Here is a 17,020-nt window from a genome sequence, read left to right as displayed (position 1 = left end):
CCCGCCCGTTCAGCGGACCTGCGCGGCGGCGGACCGGACGGGGCATGCGATCCTGCATACGCTTTACGGTCAAAGCCTGAAGACCAATGCGGACTTCTACATCGAGTATTTCGCGCTGGACCTGATCATCACCGATGGCGCCTGTACCGGGGTGGTGGCCTGGAAGCTGGATGACGGCACGATCCATGTCTTCAACGCGACGATGGTGGTGCTGGCGACGGGGGGTTATGGCCGGGCGTATTTCTCGGCGACCTCGGCCCATACGTGCACCGGCGATGGTGGGGGCATGGTGGCCCGCGCGGGGCTGCCGCTGCAGGATATGGAATTTGTGCAATTCCACCCGACGGGCATCTATGGCTCGGGCTGCCTGATCACCGAAGGCGCGCGGGGTGAGGGGGGGTATCTGACGAACTCGGCCGGTGAGCGGTTCATGGAGCGCTATGCGCCGCACTACAAGGATTTGGCGCCGCGCGACTATGTCAGCCGATGCATGACGCTGGAAATCCGCGAGGGCCGGGGTGTGGGGGCGAATGCCGACCATATCCACCTGAACCTGAGCCACCTGCCGAAAGAAACGCTGGAACTGCGCCTGCCTGGCATCAGCGAAAGCGCCCGGATCTTTGCCGGGGTGGACCTGACGAAAGAGCCGATCCCGGTGCTGCCGACGGTCCACTACAACATGGGCGGTATCCCCACGAACTACTGGGGCGAGGTGCTGAACCCGACCGCAAAGGACCCCGATGCGATCTTCCCCGGCCTGATGGCTGTGGGGGAGGCGGGTTGTGCTTCGGTGCATGGGGCGAACCGGCTGGGATCGAACTCGCTGATCGACCTGGTGGTGTTTGGGCGTGCCGCCGCCATCCGGGCGGGTGAGGTCGTGGACCGGGGGGCTTCGGTTCCGGCGACGAACACCGCTGAGGTCGACAAGGCGCTCTCGCGTTTCGATGGGCTTCGCCATGCGGATGGTGCGGTTCCGACGGCAGAGCTGCGGCTGGAGATGCAGAAGACGATGCAGGCGGATGCGGCGGTCTTCCGGGCGGAGGAGACTCTGGCGGCGGGCGAGCAGAAGATGACGGCGATTGCGGGGAAGATCGGGGATATCAAGGTCACCGACCGCAGCCTGATCTGGAACAGCGACCTGATGGAGACGCTGGAGCTGACGAACCTGATGCCGAACGCACTCGCCACGATCTACGGCGCGCATGCCCGCACCGAAAGCCGGGGGGCCCATGCGCATGAGGATCACCCGACCCGCGATGATGCCAAGTGGCGCAAGCACTCGCTGGCCTGGGTGGATGGGGCGAAGGTCAGGCTTGACTATCGGCCTGTGCATACCGAGCCTTTGACCAAAGAAGCCGAGGGCGGGATCGCGCTTAAGAAGATCGCGCCGGCAGAAAGGAAGTTCTGATGCGTGTTGCAGGAACACTATCCACCATCGCCGCGCTGGTCGCCCTCAGCGCATGCGTGTCGACAAGTCTGTCACAGGACGAAGCCAAACGGCTGACCGAGGCTTGTCGGGCAGAGGTGGGAGCTGACGGAAGCTTTAGCGTCCGGCTTGGCCGGGGAGGCGTTCCAGAGGTCTTTCCCATCGTGGGTGCCTATGGATTGAAGGATGGGACATCTGCAGAGGCAGATGCAATGAATGCCTGCATCAAGCAGAAGGTATCCGGCTCGGGTGCTGCGGCTACTGCCTCGGGGAGCTGCAGTAACAGGAGCAATCCGCTGCAGGGAGGAACCGGCTATTGCTGATTGATGTCCCACGCGCCGTGGCACTGATCGCGCTGGTCGCGCTTACCGCCTGTGACCCGGCGGAGCTTGTCGACAGCGCCCTGAAGCGGACGGCCTATTCGGTGGTCTTCCCGGTCGTCAACATCGACATGCCCGCCGGTCCGGCACAGGCGGGGACGAACTGCATCCTCGACGCGGCCAGTCCGGATGAGTTGCGGCTTCTGGCCCGTGACGTGGGGGTAGAGGCTGGGACCTCGACCAAGGCCACGATCCGGACGATCGCGCTTCGGCCTGCGGCACAGTCCTGCTTTGCGGCCAATGGCGTGCCGCCTTTGGTGGGTGGGGGGCTTTAGTGGGCTGGATGGGTCAGATCCACCTGTGTTCGACCAGTTTTCGTTGCGGCAGACCAGCAGCTGCCACTTGCCGCGTCGCGCGGCGAAGCATACCAGCGCCAGAGTGAAAATCTGGAAAGAGAAACAACTATGAAGAGTATTTCGGTATTGGTCCCTCTCGGCGCTGTTCTGGGCGGCCTTCTTGTTCTGGCGGGCTGTGTCAGCACTGGTGGCACCTCGACCGCGCTGAACAAGTATTCGACCCCGTGCATGTTCGAGGTCGACCCGCCGGGCGCGTATGTCTGGAGCGACGGGGACTCGGAGGTGAAACCCGGTGGCGGCGGTACCGCCGAGGGTGCGGCGGCGATGAACGACTGCATTCGCAAGAAAGCTGCCGCTGCAGGTGAAACGATGGTCACAACCACGTCGACGGAACGCAGCGCGGTCGTCGAATCGGAGGGTACGGTGACCGAGACCTATACCTACGGCCAGCCGCCTTCGAATGGGACTGCGCCTGAGACATCTTCAGCAACTGGCAATGGCGAGAGCTGCCGGCGTCGCAATGTTCTTTCGGGCGGAACGGGTTACTTTGGCTGCAGCTGACAAAGGGCTAGGGAAATGAAACCACGGGCCAGACAGGGTCGGTCGAGAGTATCGCAGGCGCTTGTGCTTGCGGTGCTCGCGCCCTTCCTTGCGGCCTGCGGTCCCATATCCCTGGCCGAAGCCGAACGGCAGTGCTTTGAGCGGGCAAGGCTGGCCCAGCAGCCGCGGGGCGAGTTGACGGTGGGGGCGAGTTCGGATGGACGGACGGCGGCGGGGCTGGAGGTCAACGTCAGCTCGGACTTCCTGCTGGGGAAAGACCCGGCGGCGGTTTACGAGAGCTGCGTGATGGCCAAGGCGGGCGAGCCGCCGAGCCGGCCGCTTTACATGCGGCCGGACTGGAAGGACTGAGCATGGCGATGGACGGCATCCCGGTCCCGGACCCCAGGCAAATGCGCTTTGCGAAGGCGGCGCTGGAGCGGATCCGCAAGCGGCGTCTTCGGGAGTACGAGGCGATGATGGTGACGGGCTTCACCCGCACCTGCCCGGTCTGCGGCTATGTCGGCGAATTCGCCCCCGTGGGCGAGCCGCCGCGGCTGGATGGGCTCTGCCCGCTCTGCCGCTCACGCGAGAGGCATCGGCTTTTCAAGCTGTGGATCGACCGGCGCGGCAACATCACCAAGGACATGGCTGTGCTGCACTTTGCGCCCGAGCCGGTGTTCGAGCCGATCCTGCGTTCCATGGCGGGGACCTATGTCACCACCGATTTCATGCGCACGAAGGTCGACCTGAAGCTGAACATCGAGGCGCTGGAGCTCGCGGATGCAAGCTTTGACGTGATCGTCGCGCATCAGATTCTGGAGCATGTCGACCATCACAAGGCTCTGGCGGAATGCTTCCGGTGTCTGAGGCCGGGGGGGCGGATGATCGTGACCACCCCGGTGATCGAGGCCTGGGAAAAGACCTATGAGGTCGCAGGCCCGCTGACCCCGCGCGAACGAGTGCTACATTACGGTCAGAAGGATCACCTGCGCTATTTCGGACGCGATCTGAAAGACCACATGCGGGCGGCGGGTTTCGACGTTTACGAGTTTGTATCAGTCGAGCCGGATGTTTCCACCTATGCCCTGATGCGCGGCGAGACGCTTTACGAGCTGACGAAGCCTGCGGGGCCTGCCTCCAAGCCCTTGAAAGCCAAGACGAAGATCGGGAAAGATTGACTTATGGTCCAGTTCACCCTGCCCAAGAACTCGAAAATCCGGACCGGCAAGACCTGGCCGAAGCCGGAGGGCCGGAATGTGCGGAAGTTCCAGATCTACCGCTGGAATCCGGATGATGGCGAGAACCCTCGCGTCGACACCTATTTCGTCGACATGGATACCTGCGGGCCGATGGTCCTGGATGCGCTGATCAAGATCAAGACCGAGATTGACCCAACGCTGACCTTCCGGCGGTCTTGCCGCGAGGGGATTTGTGGCTCTTGCGCGATGAACATCGACGGGATCAACACTTTGGCCTGCATCTATGGGCTGGATGAGGTGAAGGGGGATGTGAAGATCTATCCGCTGCCGCATATGGCGGTGATCAAGGACCTGATCCCGGACCTGACCCATTTCTATGCCCAGCATGCCAGCATCATGCCGTGGCTGGAGACCAAGACCAACCGCCCGGCGAAGGAGTGGAAGCAGTCGATCGAGGATCGGGGCAAGCTGGACGGGCTTTATGAATGCGTGATGTGCGCGTGCTGTTCGACATCATGTCCAAGCTACTGGTGGAATTCGGACCGCTACCTCGGCCCTGCGGCGCTGCTGCATGCCTACCGCTGGATCATCGATTCCCGCGATGAGGCGACGGGGGAGCGGCTGGATGATCTGGAAGACCCGTTCAAGCTTTACCGCTGCCACACGATCATGAACTGCGCCAAGACCTGCCCGAAGGGGCTGAACCCGGCCAAGGCGATTGCCGAGATCAAGAAGATGATGGTCGAGCGGGTGGTCTGACGGGGCTAGGCCGTTGTTTCGGGAACGCTGGCTATTGGTGGGCCGTTCGGACTAGGGTTTGTCCTACGTTCCCCGCGCTCCGCTGACTGGGCCGGGCCATGGAAGGAACGACCCCATGCTCTTGCAGCTGACCTATGCCTCGCGGCCCTTTGGGTATGATGCGATGATGCTGACCGGCATCCTTTTCGACGCCAGGCGGTGCAACGCTCGCGACGGGATTACCGGGGCGCTGATCTGCCGGGATGACCTGTTCCTGCAGCTTCTGGAGGGGCCTGAGGCCGCTGTCGAGGCGACCTATGCGCGGATTTGTGCGGATGACCGGCACATCGAAGTGCGGCGTCTGACCCGCCGCATGATTGCCGACGATGCGCGGATGTTCGGGGGCTGGGCCATGCGCGACGATCCGGCGGCTTCGTGGGTCTGGTCGCGGGCCGAGGTGGATGCGGGCAAGCCCGAACAGGCGAGCGAGGACGAGGTGCTGGGGATGTTCCGCAGGTTGCCTGCTGTGGATGTGCCGGGCTAGGCCTGCGGGGTTGATTGCGGTTGCAAAGGGCGCAAGGGTGCGGGGATGAAGCCTGATACGCCCGCCCACGCTGCCCCTCCCGATGGCGATGTCCGCAAGGCTGTCCGTCCGGTCATCTGCTACCCGGTCGATGGGTTGCAGCAGCCGGATATAGCGGCGTATCGGGCGGCGCGGGAGGGGTGGGGTCTGGTCGGTGAGGTGCTGGTGCCCCCTCGCGAGGCCCGGTGTTTCGAGGTTCCGGCGGGGTGTTTCTTTCGGATCGTCAGTGTCGAGGGGTCGCAGGTTGGCGACCTGAATCTCTTTTCGGCCAATGACTTGGGCGAGAGGTTCTTCTCCGGCAAGACCCGTGCGCTGCATGGGACGCATCTGTCTGTTGGCGACCGGATGTGGTCTTGTCTGCCGCATCTGCGGCCTATGGCGACGATCACTGAGGATACGCTCGACTGGTACGGGTTCGACGCTTTTGGCGGGTCCGTGCATGACGTGATCGGGACGCGGTGTGATCCTTATACGCATGCGCTGTTGTCGGGGGGCGAGCAGTATCACCACTGCTGCCATTCCAATCTGACGCGGGCCGTTGCGGGCTGGACGGGCCTGCCGCTGCACGCGGCGGAGGTGCATGTGCATGATGTGCTGAACGTCTTCATGTGCACCGGGTTTACCCGCGATACGGGGCAGTATTTCATGAAAGCCTCGCCTGTCCGGCCCGGTGATTACCTTGAATTCTTTGCGGAAATTGATCTGTTGGGGGCGTTGTCGGCCTGCCCAGGCGGTGATTGCTCGGCGGAGCATTCATCGGACGCCGCAAGCTGCCATCCGTTGCTTGTGCAGGTCTTTCGGCCCAAGGCGCCACCCGTTGGGTGGAGCCCGCCGGAGCGCGCCGCTTATGACAGGAGCCATGGTTTGGGGTGATGGGTTGACGAAGTGTGAATGAGGTCAGCCATGGAGGGCCGCGACGGAGGTAGATGTGGCGCCCAACCCGTTGAGAACGCAGTGTTGATCTTGCACCTTTCGAACCGGTTAATGATCTTCCTTCTGTCTTCTTTTCATCTTCTTTTCGTCTCTACGCTTATGGAGAAATCCGGTCGTTAACCTCATTCGGCGAATCGCATTTGGCTGACGGCCCCCCACCCCCGGCCCCTCCCCACGGAGGGGGAGGGGAGGCGCTTGGGGCTGGCGTTGGTGTATGGTCTTCTGACGGCGATCTAGCTGAACCGTTCGGACAGCGCGGCTTGCGTGTTGTCGTAGCGGTCGCCCCAGGCCCAACCGACGGGGAGGAGGCGGTCGATTTCTTCCCGGTCGTCGTCGGTCAGGTCGATCTCGGGTGCCATGGCCCAGGCGCGGAGGTGGTCGGCGCTGCGGGTGCCGGGGATCGGGATCAGATGTGGCGCCCGGTCGAGAATCCAGGCGAGGGCCAGGGCTGCGGGGGTGACGCCACGGTCGCGCGCGTAGGTATGGAAGGCCTCCAGCTTCCGCTGGTTGTGCGGCCAGTTCTCGGGCTGGAAGCGCGGGATGCGGGGGCGGAACTCCTCGGTCGCGAAGGCTGCGGGGTCGGCCATCGGTGTGCCGAAGACGCCACGGGCGAGGGGGGAGAAGGGGACGAAGGCGACGCCAAGCGTGGCGCAGCGCTGGATCAGGCCAAGCTCGGGCTGGCGGGTCCAGAGCGAGTATTCGTTCTGGACGGCCATGACCGGGTGGACGGCGTGGGCGCGTTCGAGCGTGTAGGGGGCGATCTCCGAGAGGCCATAGCCGAGGATTTTGCCTTCCTCCTGAAGGCGTTGCATGGTTCCGGCAAGGTCTTCCGCCGGGACCTCGGGGTCGTGGCGGTGCGCGTAAAAGAGGGTCACGTGGTCGGTGCCCAGGCGTTTCAGCGACCCCTCCAGCTCGGCCCGGAGGTGTTCGGGGCGGTTGTCGAGGCGGCGGGCGGGATTGTCGGTGAAGGTGGCCTTGGTCGCGATGTGCGGCCGGTGGGGCCGGGTGGCGAGCCATTTGCCGATCACGGTCTCGCTGATGCCCTTGCCGTAGACGTTGGCGGTGTCGAGGAAATTGATCCCGTGGTCCCAGGCGGCGTCGAGGGTGTCCAAGGATTCGGCTTCGGTCGTTGCGCCGAAGATGCCGCCGAAGGAGAGGCAGCCGAGGCCGAGTGCGGAGACTTCGGGGCCGTTCCGGCCAAGTGTGCGGCGTTGCATGGGGCGTCCTTTCTTTGGGGGGATCGCATCAAACGCCGACGAATCGGTTCGTTCAAGCCCTGATGTAGTGGAGGCCCTGGAATTTCTGCCGCAGCGCAGCGGTTCTAGGGGCGACGGTTTCGGGGGCGTTGGAGCGGAGGCCTTCGGCGATCAGGGCGGCGAGGGCCGGGGCATCGGCGGGGGTGACGCCGCGGCGGACAAGCTCGGGCGTGCCGATGCGGAGGCCGTTGAGGTCGTCTGGGACCTCGGCGATGGGAAGGCCGATGCCGCAGGCGAGGAAACCGGCTTTACGGAGGGTTTTGGAGGCTGCCTGGCCTCCGCCGAAAGCTGCCGCTTCGATCGCGAACTGGTGCGAGGTAGTGGCGCCTTTGTCGGCTGCGAAGACGGGGAGGCCTTGGTCGTGCAGCGCCTGGGCGAGGGCGCGGGCGAGGTCGACCATGGCTTTGGCATAGGCCTTCCCGTGGTCGCGCCAGTCGAGGAGGGTCAGCGCCAGGGCGGCGGATTTCGCGGCGTCGAAGTTGGCGGTGAGGCCGGGGAAGGCGATGGCGTCGAGGCGCTGGGCGATTTCGGGATCGTTGGTCACGATCAGGCCTCCAGCAGGGCCGCCGAGGGATTTGTAGGTGCTCATCGTCATCAGATGCGCGCCTTCGGTCAGGGGATTGGCCCAGACGCCGCCTGCGATGATGCCGCACTGATGGGCTGCGTCGAAAAGGACCTTGGCGCCGACCTGATCGGCGATCTTGCGGACCTCGGCCACAGGATGGGGGAAGAGGTTGAGGCTGCCGCCGACGGTGATGATCCTGGGGCGGACGGCGTGGGCGAGGTCGTGGAGGCCCTGCAGATCAAGGGTATAGCCGTCGGGATCGACGGGGGCGGGGTGGGTGGCGAGGCCGTAGAGGCCCGCACAGCCATCGGCGTGGTGGGTGACATGGCCGCCGATGCTGGCGGGTGGTGCGATGATGCTGTCGCCGGGTTTCGCAAGCGCCATGAAGCCGTAGAGATTGGCCAGGGCGCCGGAGCCGACGCGGATTTCGGCGTATTTCGCATGGAAGACCTCGGCGGCGAGTTCGGCGGCGATGACCTCGATTTCTTCGATGGCCTCCAGCCCCATTTCGTACTTGTCGCCGGGGTAGCCGAGGCTCGGGCGGCTGCCCAGACCCCGCGCCAGGGCTGCCTCGGCCTTCGGGTTCATCACGTTGGTTGCGGGGTTGAGGTTGAAGCAGTCGCGGTCGTGGATTTGCTGATTGCGGTCGATCAGGTGGTCGATGCGGGCGGCGACTTCGGCGGAGGGTTTCCCGGCCGCGGCGGCAAGGCGCTGGATGTAGGTTTGGCTGGGTGCGGGAACCCAGGGACGCGAGGCGAGGTGGGTCATGCGAAGGCGGCTTCCAGGGCAATCTCGATCATCGCGCCGAAGCTGCGTTCACGCTGGTCGGCGGGCAAGGCCTCACCCGTGGCGATGTGGTCGGAGATGGTGAGGACAGCGAGCGCGCGGGCGCCGTGGCGGGCGGCGACGGTGTAAAGTTCGGCGGCCTCCATCTCGACGGCGAGGCAGCCGTGGCGGGTAAGCTCTCGGCCAAGGTCGGGGCGCTCGTCGTAGAAGGTGTCGGAGGAGTAGATACCGCCGACATGGACCGGGGTGCCTTTGGCGGTGGCGGCGGCGTAGGCCTTTGAGAGCAGGTGGAAATCGGCGCAGGGGGCAAAGTTCAGTTCACGGAAGATCGTGCGCGAGGGGGAGCCGACGGTGGAGGCGGTCTGGGCGAGGACGATGTCGCGGACCTTGACGTGTTCGGGGAGCGCGCCCGCAGAACCGACGCGGATGAGGGTCTTCGCGCCATAGTCGCGGATCAGCTCGTTGGCGTAGATCGAGAGGGAGGGCATGCCCATGCCCGAGCCGTGGATGGTGACCCGGTGGCCGTTCCAGGTGCCGGTGTAGCCGAGCATACCGCGGACTTCGTTCACGAGGACGGCGTCCTTGAGGAAGGTCTGCGCGGCCCAGCGGGCGCGGTAGGGGTCGCCGGGCAGCAGCACGGTTTCAGCGATCTCGCCGGGTTTGGCGCCAATGTGAAAGGTCATGGGGACTCCGTCGCGGCTGATCAAAGCTCGATTAATGCGGTGTGGGGGCCGCGTCGGCAAGATGCGAAAGCGCATGGCAGGGCGTGGGAGGATGGACTATCATCCGAGGACGGTCGGCTGCGGGAAGGTTTTGGTGTGCTGGACTATGACGTTACCCTGATCGCGGGGCACCGCGAGGCGCTGCTGGCCCGGACTCTTGCGTCATTTGCGACTGAGGTTTTCCCGAACTTCCCGATCCGCAGGCTGATCGCCAATATCGACCCGTTCATGGGCGATGCGGCCGAGGGGGACCGCTGCGAGGCGCTGGTCCGGAGCTACTTTCCGGACGCCACGATCTTTCGCCCCGAGACGCCGGAGTTTGCCTCGGCGGTGATCCGGACCTGGGCGGCGACGACGGCCCCGCGGGTGTTGCATCTGGAGGATGACTGGATCGCGCTGGAGCCGATTACGGCGGAGCGGGTGGAAAGCCTGTTCCGGCGCAAGGTTTCAGCCGTGACGTTTCTGAATGCCAGCAAACGCACCCGCGGCTTTCGGCATCAGACGGTGCGTCGGGTGACGAAGGAGGGCGACCAGGTGATCGAAGACATCTCGATCAACGCGTTCTCGACGTCGCCCGGAGTGTTTGACGGCGACTTCCTGCGCGAGGCGGCGCGGCGGATGAAGCCGGGGCTGGACCCCGAGAAGCAGTTCTTCGACCGCACGAACCCCGAGTTGGAGGAGCATGCGCTGGAGCGGCGGTGCATGTTCATGAAAGGCCAGCAAAGCAGGATGCTGATCGAGGATATCGGCCGGGCGGCGCGGCAGAAAGCTGGCCTGATGAAGCTTTACCGCGACGGCACGTCGGTGTGGCGTCTGTCGAAGCACCGGCTGCGGATGCTGGAACGGGCGAAGCGGGACGCGTCCTAGGGGCCGGTCAGTCCGGGACGGGCGTGCAGGTTGCGCTGAAGTAGTCCTCAAGCCCGTTGCGGGACAGATGTGCCCCGGACTTGCCGTCTGCAGCGATCCAGAAGATGCCGTCGAGGTCGGGATCATCCTTGATGTAATAGACCCGGATGGCATCGGTGACGTAGCCTTGGCCAAGGGAAAAGCGCTTTGCCGCGCCGTCCGCCGGATCGTTGCCGAAACCGTCGGCGGAGAGATTGAAGCTTTCTCCTTCGCTCCAGAACTTGGCTGCGACGGCGAGGTCAACCGGGCATTCCGGGCCAGCGTCGCGTCCCATGTCGCAAGCGTAGAGTGTCAGCGTACACTCCTGCCGGAAGGCAAAGTCCTGCGCCTGGATGGGCGCGGTGGTGGCGAGAAGGATCAGGGCTGTAGTGCGGATCATTGCAGTTCCCATTGGGTTCCAGTCCAGAGGAAGCGGGCCGTTCCGCCGAGGGCGTTGGGCGCGGTGAGGTAGGTGACGCCGCCTTCGGTCACGGTGTCCCACTCATGCAGGAGAAACGAGCCGCGAATGCCGTCGATCAGGGTGTCCACCATGCACCCTTCGGTGCCGCAATAGATGCCGTAGGACGACGAGCAGGCAAATCCGCTCGCATCGACGATCCAGTCCTGCGCGGTGTCGCCGTTGAGGTCGCGCTGCGTAACGGCTTCGGGGGCGACCGAGAAATCGCCGTCACAGTCCGAACGGGCCTGATCAATGACCGAGATCACCGCGGGGGGCCAGGCCGGGTCCTGGGCGGAGGCGGGCGTGAGAGTGAGAAGGAGAAGAGCGAGAGGGCGAAGCACGGCGGTACCTTTCTGAGAGCCTGCGTCAGTGCTAGGCCGTTTACGACGGTTCGAGAAGGCAGGAATACCTGCCGCTCGACCTGCCGTATTGTAGTTTGACATCGCTTGCTGGCGTCATTTGAGCGCCTGGCCTACGCGGTCTGCGGCACGTGACTTGATCTCGGGTGTGGAAAGGGCGTCCAAGGACCCCGGGGTTGGCCGATCAGTGTTCCAGCTGGACTCTGACGAATTCGCGGGTCTTCCGGCCATAACGCGTCTCGATTTGGGTCAGGGCATGGTCGATGGCTGTGGCGGGATCGGGCGGAAGCCCTAGCACAAGGCCGCCCGACGGCGCTCTGGTCACGAAGATAACGCCTTGTTTCGAGGTGACCAATCCGGCCGGGCTCGTTGCGCGCGCCTTTGACCGGTAGGTGCGTGACCAGGCGTCGGCGTAAAGTGCGAGGGTGACCTCGTCGGTCCCATCGACGACGGGAAGGTCGATTTTCTCATGTCCGAGAAAGCCGAGCTTGTTGCTGGCTGCGGTCAGTTTCATGCCAAAGGGCATCGCGAATGCACCCGTGTCGTGAGCTGCGCCCCAGCTTTCGATCCCAAGCTCGCGGGCGGTTGCGAGCGCTGTCTTGTGCCCTGCAAGGGCTTCGACAAGTGCCAGCGTGGCGGGGATCGAAGCCGAGACCCCAGTGGTGGTCATGATCTCGCCGTCAACGACGTAGCGGCTGTCGCGGATCCAGGTCGTGCCGGGAAACTTGCGAGAGATGCGGGGCAGGGCGTACCAGTGCGTGGTGGCCCGGCGGCCCTCCAGAAGCCCGGCGTGGGCGAGCAGCCACGCGCCTTCGCAGATTGACACGATCACCGCGCCGCTTTGGTGCTGGGCTTGCAACCAGGCCAGGGTTTCGGGGTTCTTACGGTCATGCATGGCCGGCACGATGATCAGATCGGCACCTTTGGGGTGGGCGGTGTCGAACGCGTCAAGCGTGGTGTCGGCGCGGACGGTCAGCGCGGGCATCAGGGCGACATCGCCGGGGTCGGTCGAGACGCTGATGACCTGGGCGGCGCCCGAGGTACGGAGGATGCCGAGGGGAACCAGGAAGTCGGTGGTCTCGGTGCCCGAGTTCTGGGCAAGGACGACGACAAGCGCCTTGTCCCGGCCAGCTTTTGGGGGTGGCAGTTGGAGCGTCCGGGCCTGCTCCTCGGCTGTGGCGGCACGCACCGGCCCGCTGAGGTTCAGAGCCGTGTATCCGATCAGCGTAAGAAGCACTGTGAGGCTGATCAGGATAAGTCTGGTGCCAGTCATCCGAGGCTTCCGGCGGATCTTTGCGGTTGGCCTTAAGCATCCCTTATTCTAGGCTTGGCGGAAATCAGACAGGTATTGCAGTTTCCGCCATGATCGCACCACCCGCCGCCAGCCGCCGGATCGCGCTTTTGGCTTTTGATGGGGTGCAGTCGCTTGATGTCAGTGGCCCGCTAGAGGTCTTTGCGACCGCCAATGAGCTGTCGGGTTCGCAACCCTACGAACTGGTCTTTGCCACGCCAGACGGTCGACCGATCACGGTGAATGCGGGGCTGGTCTTCGCAGCGGGGGCCGCTTTCGGCGATCTGCCCGCTGATCTGGATACGATCATCGTCACTGGTGGCAGCGAGGCGGCCTTGCTCGCGGCGGCGACCGACCGGGTGCTCGTGGATGACTTGCGCGCCGTCGCTAGGCGGTGTCGCCGGGTCGCGAGCGTCTGCGTGGGGGCGTTTGTGCTGGCGGGGGCGGGGCTGCTGGACGGGCGGCGGGCTACCACGCACTGGAACCGGGCTGCGTTGCTTGCGGCCTTGTTCCCCAAGGTGAAGGTGGAGCCGGATGCGATATTCGTTGTTGATCCGCCGTTCTTCACGTCCGGCGGGGTGACGGCGGGGATCGACCTTTGCCTGGCGCTGGTCGAGGCCGACTGTGGGGCTGATCTGGCGCGGAAGGTGGCCAAGCAGATGCTTCTGTTCATGCGCCGTCCTGGCGGGCAGTCGCAGTTCAGCCGCAGTATCGAGGTGCAGATGGGCGCCGCGCCGCGCATTCGGGCGCTGGTTGCGCATATCCTGGAGTATCCTGATGCCGATCTTGGCGCTGCCGCGTTGGCCGCGAAGGCGGGGATGAGCGAGCGTTCGCTGCTGCGGGCCTTCCGTCGTGAGTTGGGCCAGACGCCTGCGGCCTTTGTCGAGGCGAGCCGGTTGGACCGGGCCAAGGCGCTTCTGGAAAGCTCGGACTGGCCCTTGGCGCGGGTTGCGGAGAGGTCGGGGTTCGGCAGTCTGGCTTCGCTGCACCGGGCATTCGTCCGGAGGGTGGGCGTCGCACCAGGGTTCTACCGCGAGAGGTTCAGGTCGGCGGGCTGAAGCTATTCGGCGGCGACCGGGGCGGGGTCGGCGAGCGCCACGAGGTCGAGCATGATCTGGTTCAGCTGGAAATCCTTGGGCGTGTAGACGCGGGCGACGCCCATGGCGACCAGGGTTTTTGCGTCTTCGTCCGGGATGATGCCGCCGACGACCAGGGGGGTTTGTGAAAGGCCTGCTTCGTCGAGAAGCTGCAGGGTTTCGCGGATGAGGGGGAGGTGGCTGCCGGAGAGGATCGAGAGGCCGATGACGTCGGGTTGCCGGTCTTGCGCGGCGGTGACGATCTCGGCGGGGGTCAGGCGGATGCCGTCGTAGGTGATCTCCATCCCGCAGTCGCGGGCGCGGGTGGCGATCTGCTCGGCGCCGTTGGAATGGCCGTCGAGGCCGGGTTTGCCAAGGAGAAGGCGAAGCGGGCGTCCGAGTTTGGTGGCGACTTGGGCGACGGCGTCGCGGACGGGTTCCAGGCCTTCGGTGCGGTTCGAGGGGTGTTGGCTGACGCCGGTCGGGGCGCGGTATTCGCCGTAAAGCGCGCGCATGGCGCCACCCCATTCGCCGGTGGTGACCCCGGCCTTGGCGCATTGGATGGAGGCGGGCACGATGTTTTCGCCCGACTGTGCGGCCTGCCGCAGTGCGGCGAGGGCCTGGGCTATGGCTTGTGGGTCGCGGGTGGCGCGCCAGTTGGTAAGGCGGGCGCATTGGTCGGCTTCGGCCTTGGGATCGGCCTGCATGATCAGGCCCTCACCGGTGGTCAGGGGCGAGGGTTCCGAGGTGGTGAAGCGGTTCACGCCAACGACGGTTGTCTCGCCGGATTCGATCTTGGCGAGGCGATCGGCGTTGGCTTCGACGAGGCGGGATTTCATGTAGGCGATGGCCGCGACCGCGCCGCCCATCGCGTCGATGTGGGCGAGTTCTTCCAGGGCGCCTTGCTTCAGGGCCTGGACTTTGCGGTCGATGGCGGGGTTCTGGTCGAAGAGGTCGTCGTATTCCAGAAGGTCGGTCTCGTAGGCCAGGATCTGCTGCATCCGAAGCGACCATTGCTGGTCGAAGGGGCGAGGGAGGCCCAGGGCCTCGTTCCAGGCGGGAAGCTGGACGGCGCGGGCGCGGGCGTTCTTGGAGAGCGTGACGGCCAGCATTTCGAGGAGGATGCGGGTGACGTTGTTTTCCGGCTGCTGTTCGGTGAGGCCGAGGGAGTTGACCTGGACGCCGTAGCGGAAGCGGCGGAATTTTGGGTCAGCGATGCCGTAGCGGGACTCCAAGAGCTCATCCCAAAGGGCCGTGAAGGCGCGCATCTTGCAGAGCTCGGTCACGAACCGGATGCCAGCATTGACAAAAAACGACATTCTGCCGGTCATTGCGGGGAAGTTGGTGGCTGGGACTTTCACTTTTAGATCATCAAGCACAGCGCAGGCGGTGGCGAGCGCGAAGGCCAGTTCCTGCTCCGGCGTGGCTCCGGCTTCCTGCAGGTGGTAGCTGCAGACGTTCATCGGGTTCCATTTCGGGAGATGCTGGCCGGTGTAGGCGGCGACATCGGTGATGAGGCGGAGGGACGGTTCGGGCGGCAGGATGTAGGTGCCGCGCGAGAGGTATTCCTTGATGATGTCGTTCTGGACGGTGCCTTGCAGCCTTGAGACATCGGCGCCCTGTTCCTCGGCGACCGCGATGTAAAGCGCCAGGAGCCAGGGGGCCGTGGCGTTGATCGTCATCGAGGTGTTCATCTGTTCCAGAGGGATGCCTTCGAAGAGCGCCCGCATGTCGCCGAGATGGGCGACGGGGACGCCGACCTTGCCGACCTCTCCCTTCGCGCGGGGGTCGTCGCTGTCGTAGCCGGTCTGGGTGGGCAGGTCGAAAGCGACGGAAAGGCCGGTCTGCCCCTTGGCGAGGTTGGTCCGGTAGAGCGCGTTCGAGGCAGCGGCGGTGGAGTGGCCGGCATAGGTGCGGAAGAGCCAGGGGGCGTCTTTGGTCATCTTGGCCTCAGGAGTCGGCTTGGTAATTTTATTGCGTCATGGACTGGATACGGGAAACTTCATGCCAATGTCAATCGCTGCGCTGCGGCGATGCTCCTCGTTCGACTTCGTCTCCTCGTCGCGGGGCCGCGCACCGAGGAGTGACGAAGTCATCGACGAGGGTTTTGACTTCCGTCCGGTTTCGGGCAGGGTGGCGCCATGTTCGGCACAGTCGCGGTCCCGGTCTGGCTTCTGATCCTGATCCTCGGGTTTGCCGCGGTCAGTTTCGCCACGAATTTCCTGTTCCCCTCGGTCCGCTGGTTTTTCCGGCGGCGGGCGGAGAAGGCGTTGTCGCGGCTGAACGCGCGGCTGGATCGGAAGATCGATCTATTCAAGCTGGCGCAGCGGTCGGACATGGTGGCGCGGCTGGCTTATGACGCGAAAGTGGTCGAGGCCGCGATGGCGCATGCGACCGAGACGGGGGTGCCGGGCGAGGTCGCGTTCGAGGAGGCGCAGCGCTATGCGCGGGAGATTGTGCCGGGGTTTTCGGCGACGGTCTATTTCGGGTTCGGCACGCGGGCGGCGAAGTGGCTGAGCCGGTTGCTGTTTCGGGTGCGGGTGGGGAAGATCGACAAGGAGCTTGGCCATCTTGACCCCAAGGCCGCCGTGATCTTCGTGATGAACCACCGGTCGAACGTGGATTATGTGCTGGTCACGTGGCTTGTCGCGGATCGGTCGGCGGTGTCCTACGCGGTGGGCGAGTGGGCGCGGGTCTGGCCTTTGAGCGCGCTGATCCGGTCGATGGGGGCGTACTTTATCCGGCGCGGGAGCCGCAATGCGCTCTACCGGAAGGTGCTGGCGCGCTATGTGCAGATGGCGACCGAGGAGGGGACGACGCAGGCGATCTTTCCGGAAGGCGGGCTGTCGCTGGACGGGCGGGTCGGGCCGGCGAAGCTGGGGTTGCTCAGTTACATCGTGGAAGGGTGGCAGCCGGACGACCGTGACGTGATCTTCGTGCCGGTCGGGCTCGCGTATGACCGGGTGCTGGAGGACCGGGTGCTGATCGAGGCGGCAAGGAGCGAGACGCGGCGGTTCCGCAACCGGCCTTTGTGGGTTGCGATGCATGCGGTGCATTTTCTTTGGGCGCGGATGCGGGGGCATAGCAAGGGTTTTGGCACGGCTGCCGCGGGGTTTGGCGCGCCGATCTCGCTCAGGGCGCATGTGGCGGCGGGCGGGACGGTTGCGGGGCTGGGTGAGCGGCTGATGACCGCGATTTCGGAAGTGGTGCCGGTCCTGCCGGTGCCGCTGGTGGCGCGGGCTCTGGGCGATGGGGCCGGGTCACGGGAGGAACTTGTGGCCCGGATCGAGGCGCTGATCGGGCGGTTGAAGGCGAAAGGGGCGGTGCTGAAGCTGCCGCCGCAAGGGGTGGCGGTGATCCTGGCTGAGGGGCTTGAGCCGCTGGTGAGGCGGGGGGTGGTGACGGCGGATTTGCAGCCGGTGGCGTCGGAGCGGGAGCTTCTGGCGTTCTATGCGGCATCGGTGCCGGAGGTCTAGCGGCGCTGCGATGCGGCAGACATAAAATTTCAATATCGCCCAATCATAC

The 17,020-nt window shown here is 65.0% G+C and carries 18 protein-coding genes; 11 read left to right on the top strand and 7 right to left on the bottom strand.

What is annotated here, in order from left to right; genetic code table 11:
- The 8 genes from ACRCSW_RS18245 to ACRCSW_RS18210 all read left to right on the top strand — a co-directional run.
- On the top strand, nt 1-1,408 hold a 1,408-nt coding region (locus ACRCSW_RS18245; protein ID WP_438707071.1), incomplete at its 5' end, for an FAD-binding protein.
- 334 nt (nt 1,409-1,742) lie between these two features.
- Nucleotides 1,743-2,081 carry a hypothetical protein gene (locus ACRCSW_RS18240; protein ID WP_438707070.1) on the top strand — a complete coding sequence of 113 codons (339 nt, stop codon included), beginning with the start codon at nt 1,743-1,745 and terminating at the stop codon, nt 2,079-2,081.
- Nucleotides 2,082-2,210: 129 nt separating this feature from the next.
- A complete protein-coding gene (locus ACRCSW_RS18235; RefSeq protein WP_438707069.1) occupies nt 2,211-2,663 on the top strand; it encodes a hypothetical protein in 453 nt (150 codons plus the stop codon).
- 15 nt (nt 2,664-2,678) lie between these two features.
- Nucleotides 2,679-3,011 (top strand): hypothetical protein, encoded by a 333-nt coding sequence (locus ACRCSW_RS18230; protein ID WP_438707068.1) that lies wholly within the window; start codon nt 2,679-2,681, stop codon nt 3,009-3,011.
- A gap of 41 nt (nt 3,012-3,052) precedes the next feature.
- Entirely contained in the window at nt 3,053-3,820 is a 768-nt protein-coding gene (locus ACRCSW_RS18225; protein ID WP_438707067.1) for a methyltransferase domain-containing protein, read from the top strand.
- A gap of 3 nt (nt 3,821-3,823) precedes the next feature.
- On the top strand, nt 3,824-4,600 hold the full coding sequence (locus tag ACRCSW_RS18220) for a succinate dehydrogenase iron-sulfur subunit (protein WP_438707066.1): 777 nt from the start codon (nt 3,824-3,826) through the stop codon (nt 4,598-4,600).
- Nucleotides 4,601-4,715: 115 nt separating this feature from the next.
- Nucleotides 4,716-5,123 carry a BLUF domain-containing protein gene (locus tag ACRCSW_RS18215; RefSeq protein WP_438707065.1) on the top strand — a complete coding sequence of 136 codons (408 nt, stop codon included), beginning with the start codon at nt 4,716-4,718 and terminating at the stop codon, nt 5,121-5,123.
- Nucleotides 5,124-5,168: 45 nt separating this feature from the next.
- Complete coding sequence (locus ACRCSW_RS18210) at nt 5,169-6,035, top strand: urea carboxylase-associated family protein (protein ID WP_438707064.1); 867 nt, start codon at nt 5,169-5,171, stop codon at nt 6,033-6,035.
- Nucleotides 6,036-6,328: 293 nt separating this feature from the next.
- On the opposite strand, the gene ACRCSW_RS18205 is transcribed toward ACRCSW_RS18210, so the two are convergent.
- From ACRCSW_RS18205 to deoD, 3 genes are read right to left on the bottom strand one after another with little or no spacing between them, the layout of a single operon-like run.
- Nucleotides 6,329-7,312 carry an aldo/keto reductase gene (locus ACRCSW_RS18205; RefSeq protein WP_438707063.1) on the bottom strand — a complete coding sequence of 328 codons (984 nt, stop codon included), beginning with the start codon at nt 7,310-7,312 and terminating at the stop codon, nt 6,329-6,331.
- Between the two features lie 52 nt (nt 7,313-7,364).
- Entirely contained in the window at nt 7,365-8,684 is a 1,320-nt protein-coding gene (gene glyA, locus ACRCSW_RS18200) for a serine hydroxymethyltransferase (protein WP_438707062.1), read from the bottom strand.
- Nucleotides 8,681-9,385: a purine-nucleoside phosphorylase gene (deoD, locus tag ACRCSW_RS18195; RefSeq protein ID WP_438707061.1), complete on the bottom strand. Its 705-nt coding sequence runs from the start codon at nt 9,383-9,385 to the stop codon at nt 8,681-8,683. Before deoD ends, glyA begins: the two co-directional genes overlap by 4 nt.
- Before the next feature lie 135 nt (nt 9,386-9,520).
- Between deoD and ACRCSW_RS18190 the strand changes: the two genes are divergently transcribed.
- A complete protein-coding gene (locus ACRCSW_RS18190; RefSeq protein WP_438707060.1) occupies nt 9,521-10,291 on the top strand; it encodes a hypothetical protein in 771 nt (256 codons plus the stop codon).
- 7 nt (nt 10,292-10,298) lie between these two features.
- On the opposite strand, the gene ACRCSW_RS18185 is transcribed toward ACRCSW_RS18190, so the two are convergent.
- From ACRCSW_RS18185 to ACRCSW_RS18175, 3 genes are all read right to left on the bottom strand, one after another.
- Entirely contained in the window at nt 10,299-10,709 is a 411-nt protein-coding gene (locus ACRCSW_RS18185) for a hypothetical protein (protein ID WP_438707059.1), read from the bottom strand.
- Nucleotides 10,706-11,110, bottom strand: a complete 405-nt coding sequence (locus ACRCSW_RS18180; RefSeq protein ID WP_438707058.1) for a hypothetical protein — start codon at nt 11,108-11,110, stop codon at nt 10,706-10,708. The genes ACRCSW_RS18185 and ACRCSW_RS18180 overlap by 4 nt, the downstream gene beginning before the upstream one ends.
- Nucleotides 11,111-11,312: 202 nt before the next feature.
- Nucleotides 11,313-12,401, bottom strand: coding sequence for a DJ-1/PfpI family protein (locus ACRCSW_RS18175; RefSeq protein ID WP_438707057.1), 1,089 nt, complete (start codon nt 12,399-12,401; stop codon nt 11,313-11,315).
- A gap of 89 nt (nt 12,402-12,490) precedes the next feature.
- Here ACRCSW_RS18175 and ACRCSW_RS18170 point away from each other — a divergent pair, with 89 nt between their 5' ends.
- Entirely contained in the window at nt 12,491-13,477 is a 987-nt protein-coding gene (locus ACRCSW_RS18170) for a GlxA family transcriptional regulator (RefSeq protein ID WP_438707056.1), read from the top strand.
- A 2-nt stretch (nt 13,478-13,479) separates the two neighbouring features.
- Here ACRCSW_RS18170 and ACRCSW_RS18165 read toward each other — a convergent pair whose 3' ends face one another.
- Nucleotides 13,480-15,438 (bottom strand): protein meaA, encoded by a 1,959-nt coding sequence (locus ACRCSW_RS18165; protein ID WP_438707055.1) that lies wholly within the window; start codon nt 15,436-15,438, stop codon nt 13,480-13,482.
- Nucleotides 15,439-15,636: 198 nt separating this feature from the next.
- Between ACRCSW_RS18165 and ACRCSW_RS18160 the strand changes: the two genes are divergently transcribed.
- Nucleotides 15,637-16,971, top strand: coding sequence for a 1-acyl-sn-glycerol-3-phosphate acyltransferase (locus tag ACRCSW_RS18160; RefSeq protein WP_438707054.1), 1,335 nt, complete (start codon nt 15,637-15,639; stop codon nt 16,969-16,971).
- Nucleotides 16,972-17,020 lie beyond the last annotated feature (49 nt).

It is taken from the genome of Tabrizicola sp., from assembly GCF_051645465.1.
Classification (GTDB): Bacteria; Pseudomonadota; Alphaproteobacteria; order Rhodobacterales; family Rhodobacteraceae; genus Tabrizicola.
Note: the sequence above shows the minus strand (reverse complement) of the source record. Positions and strands in the feature narration are given on the sequence as shown.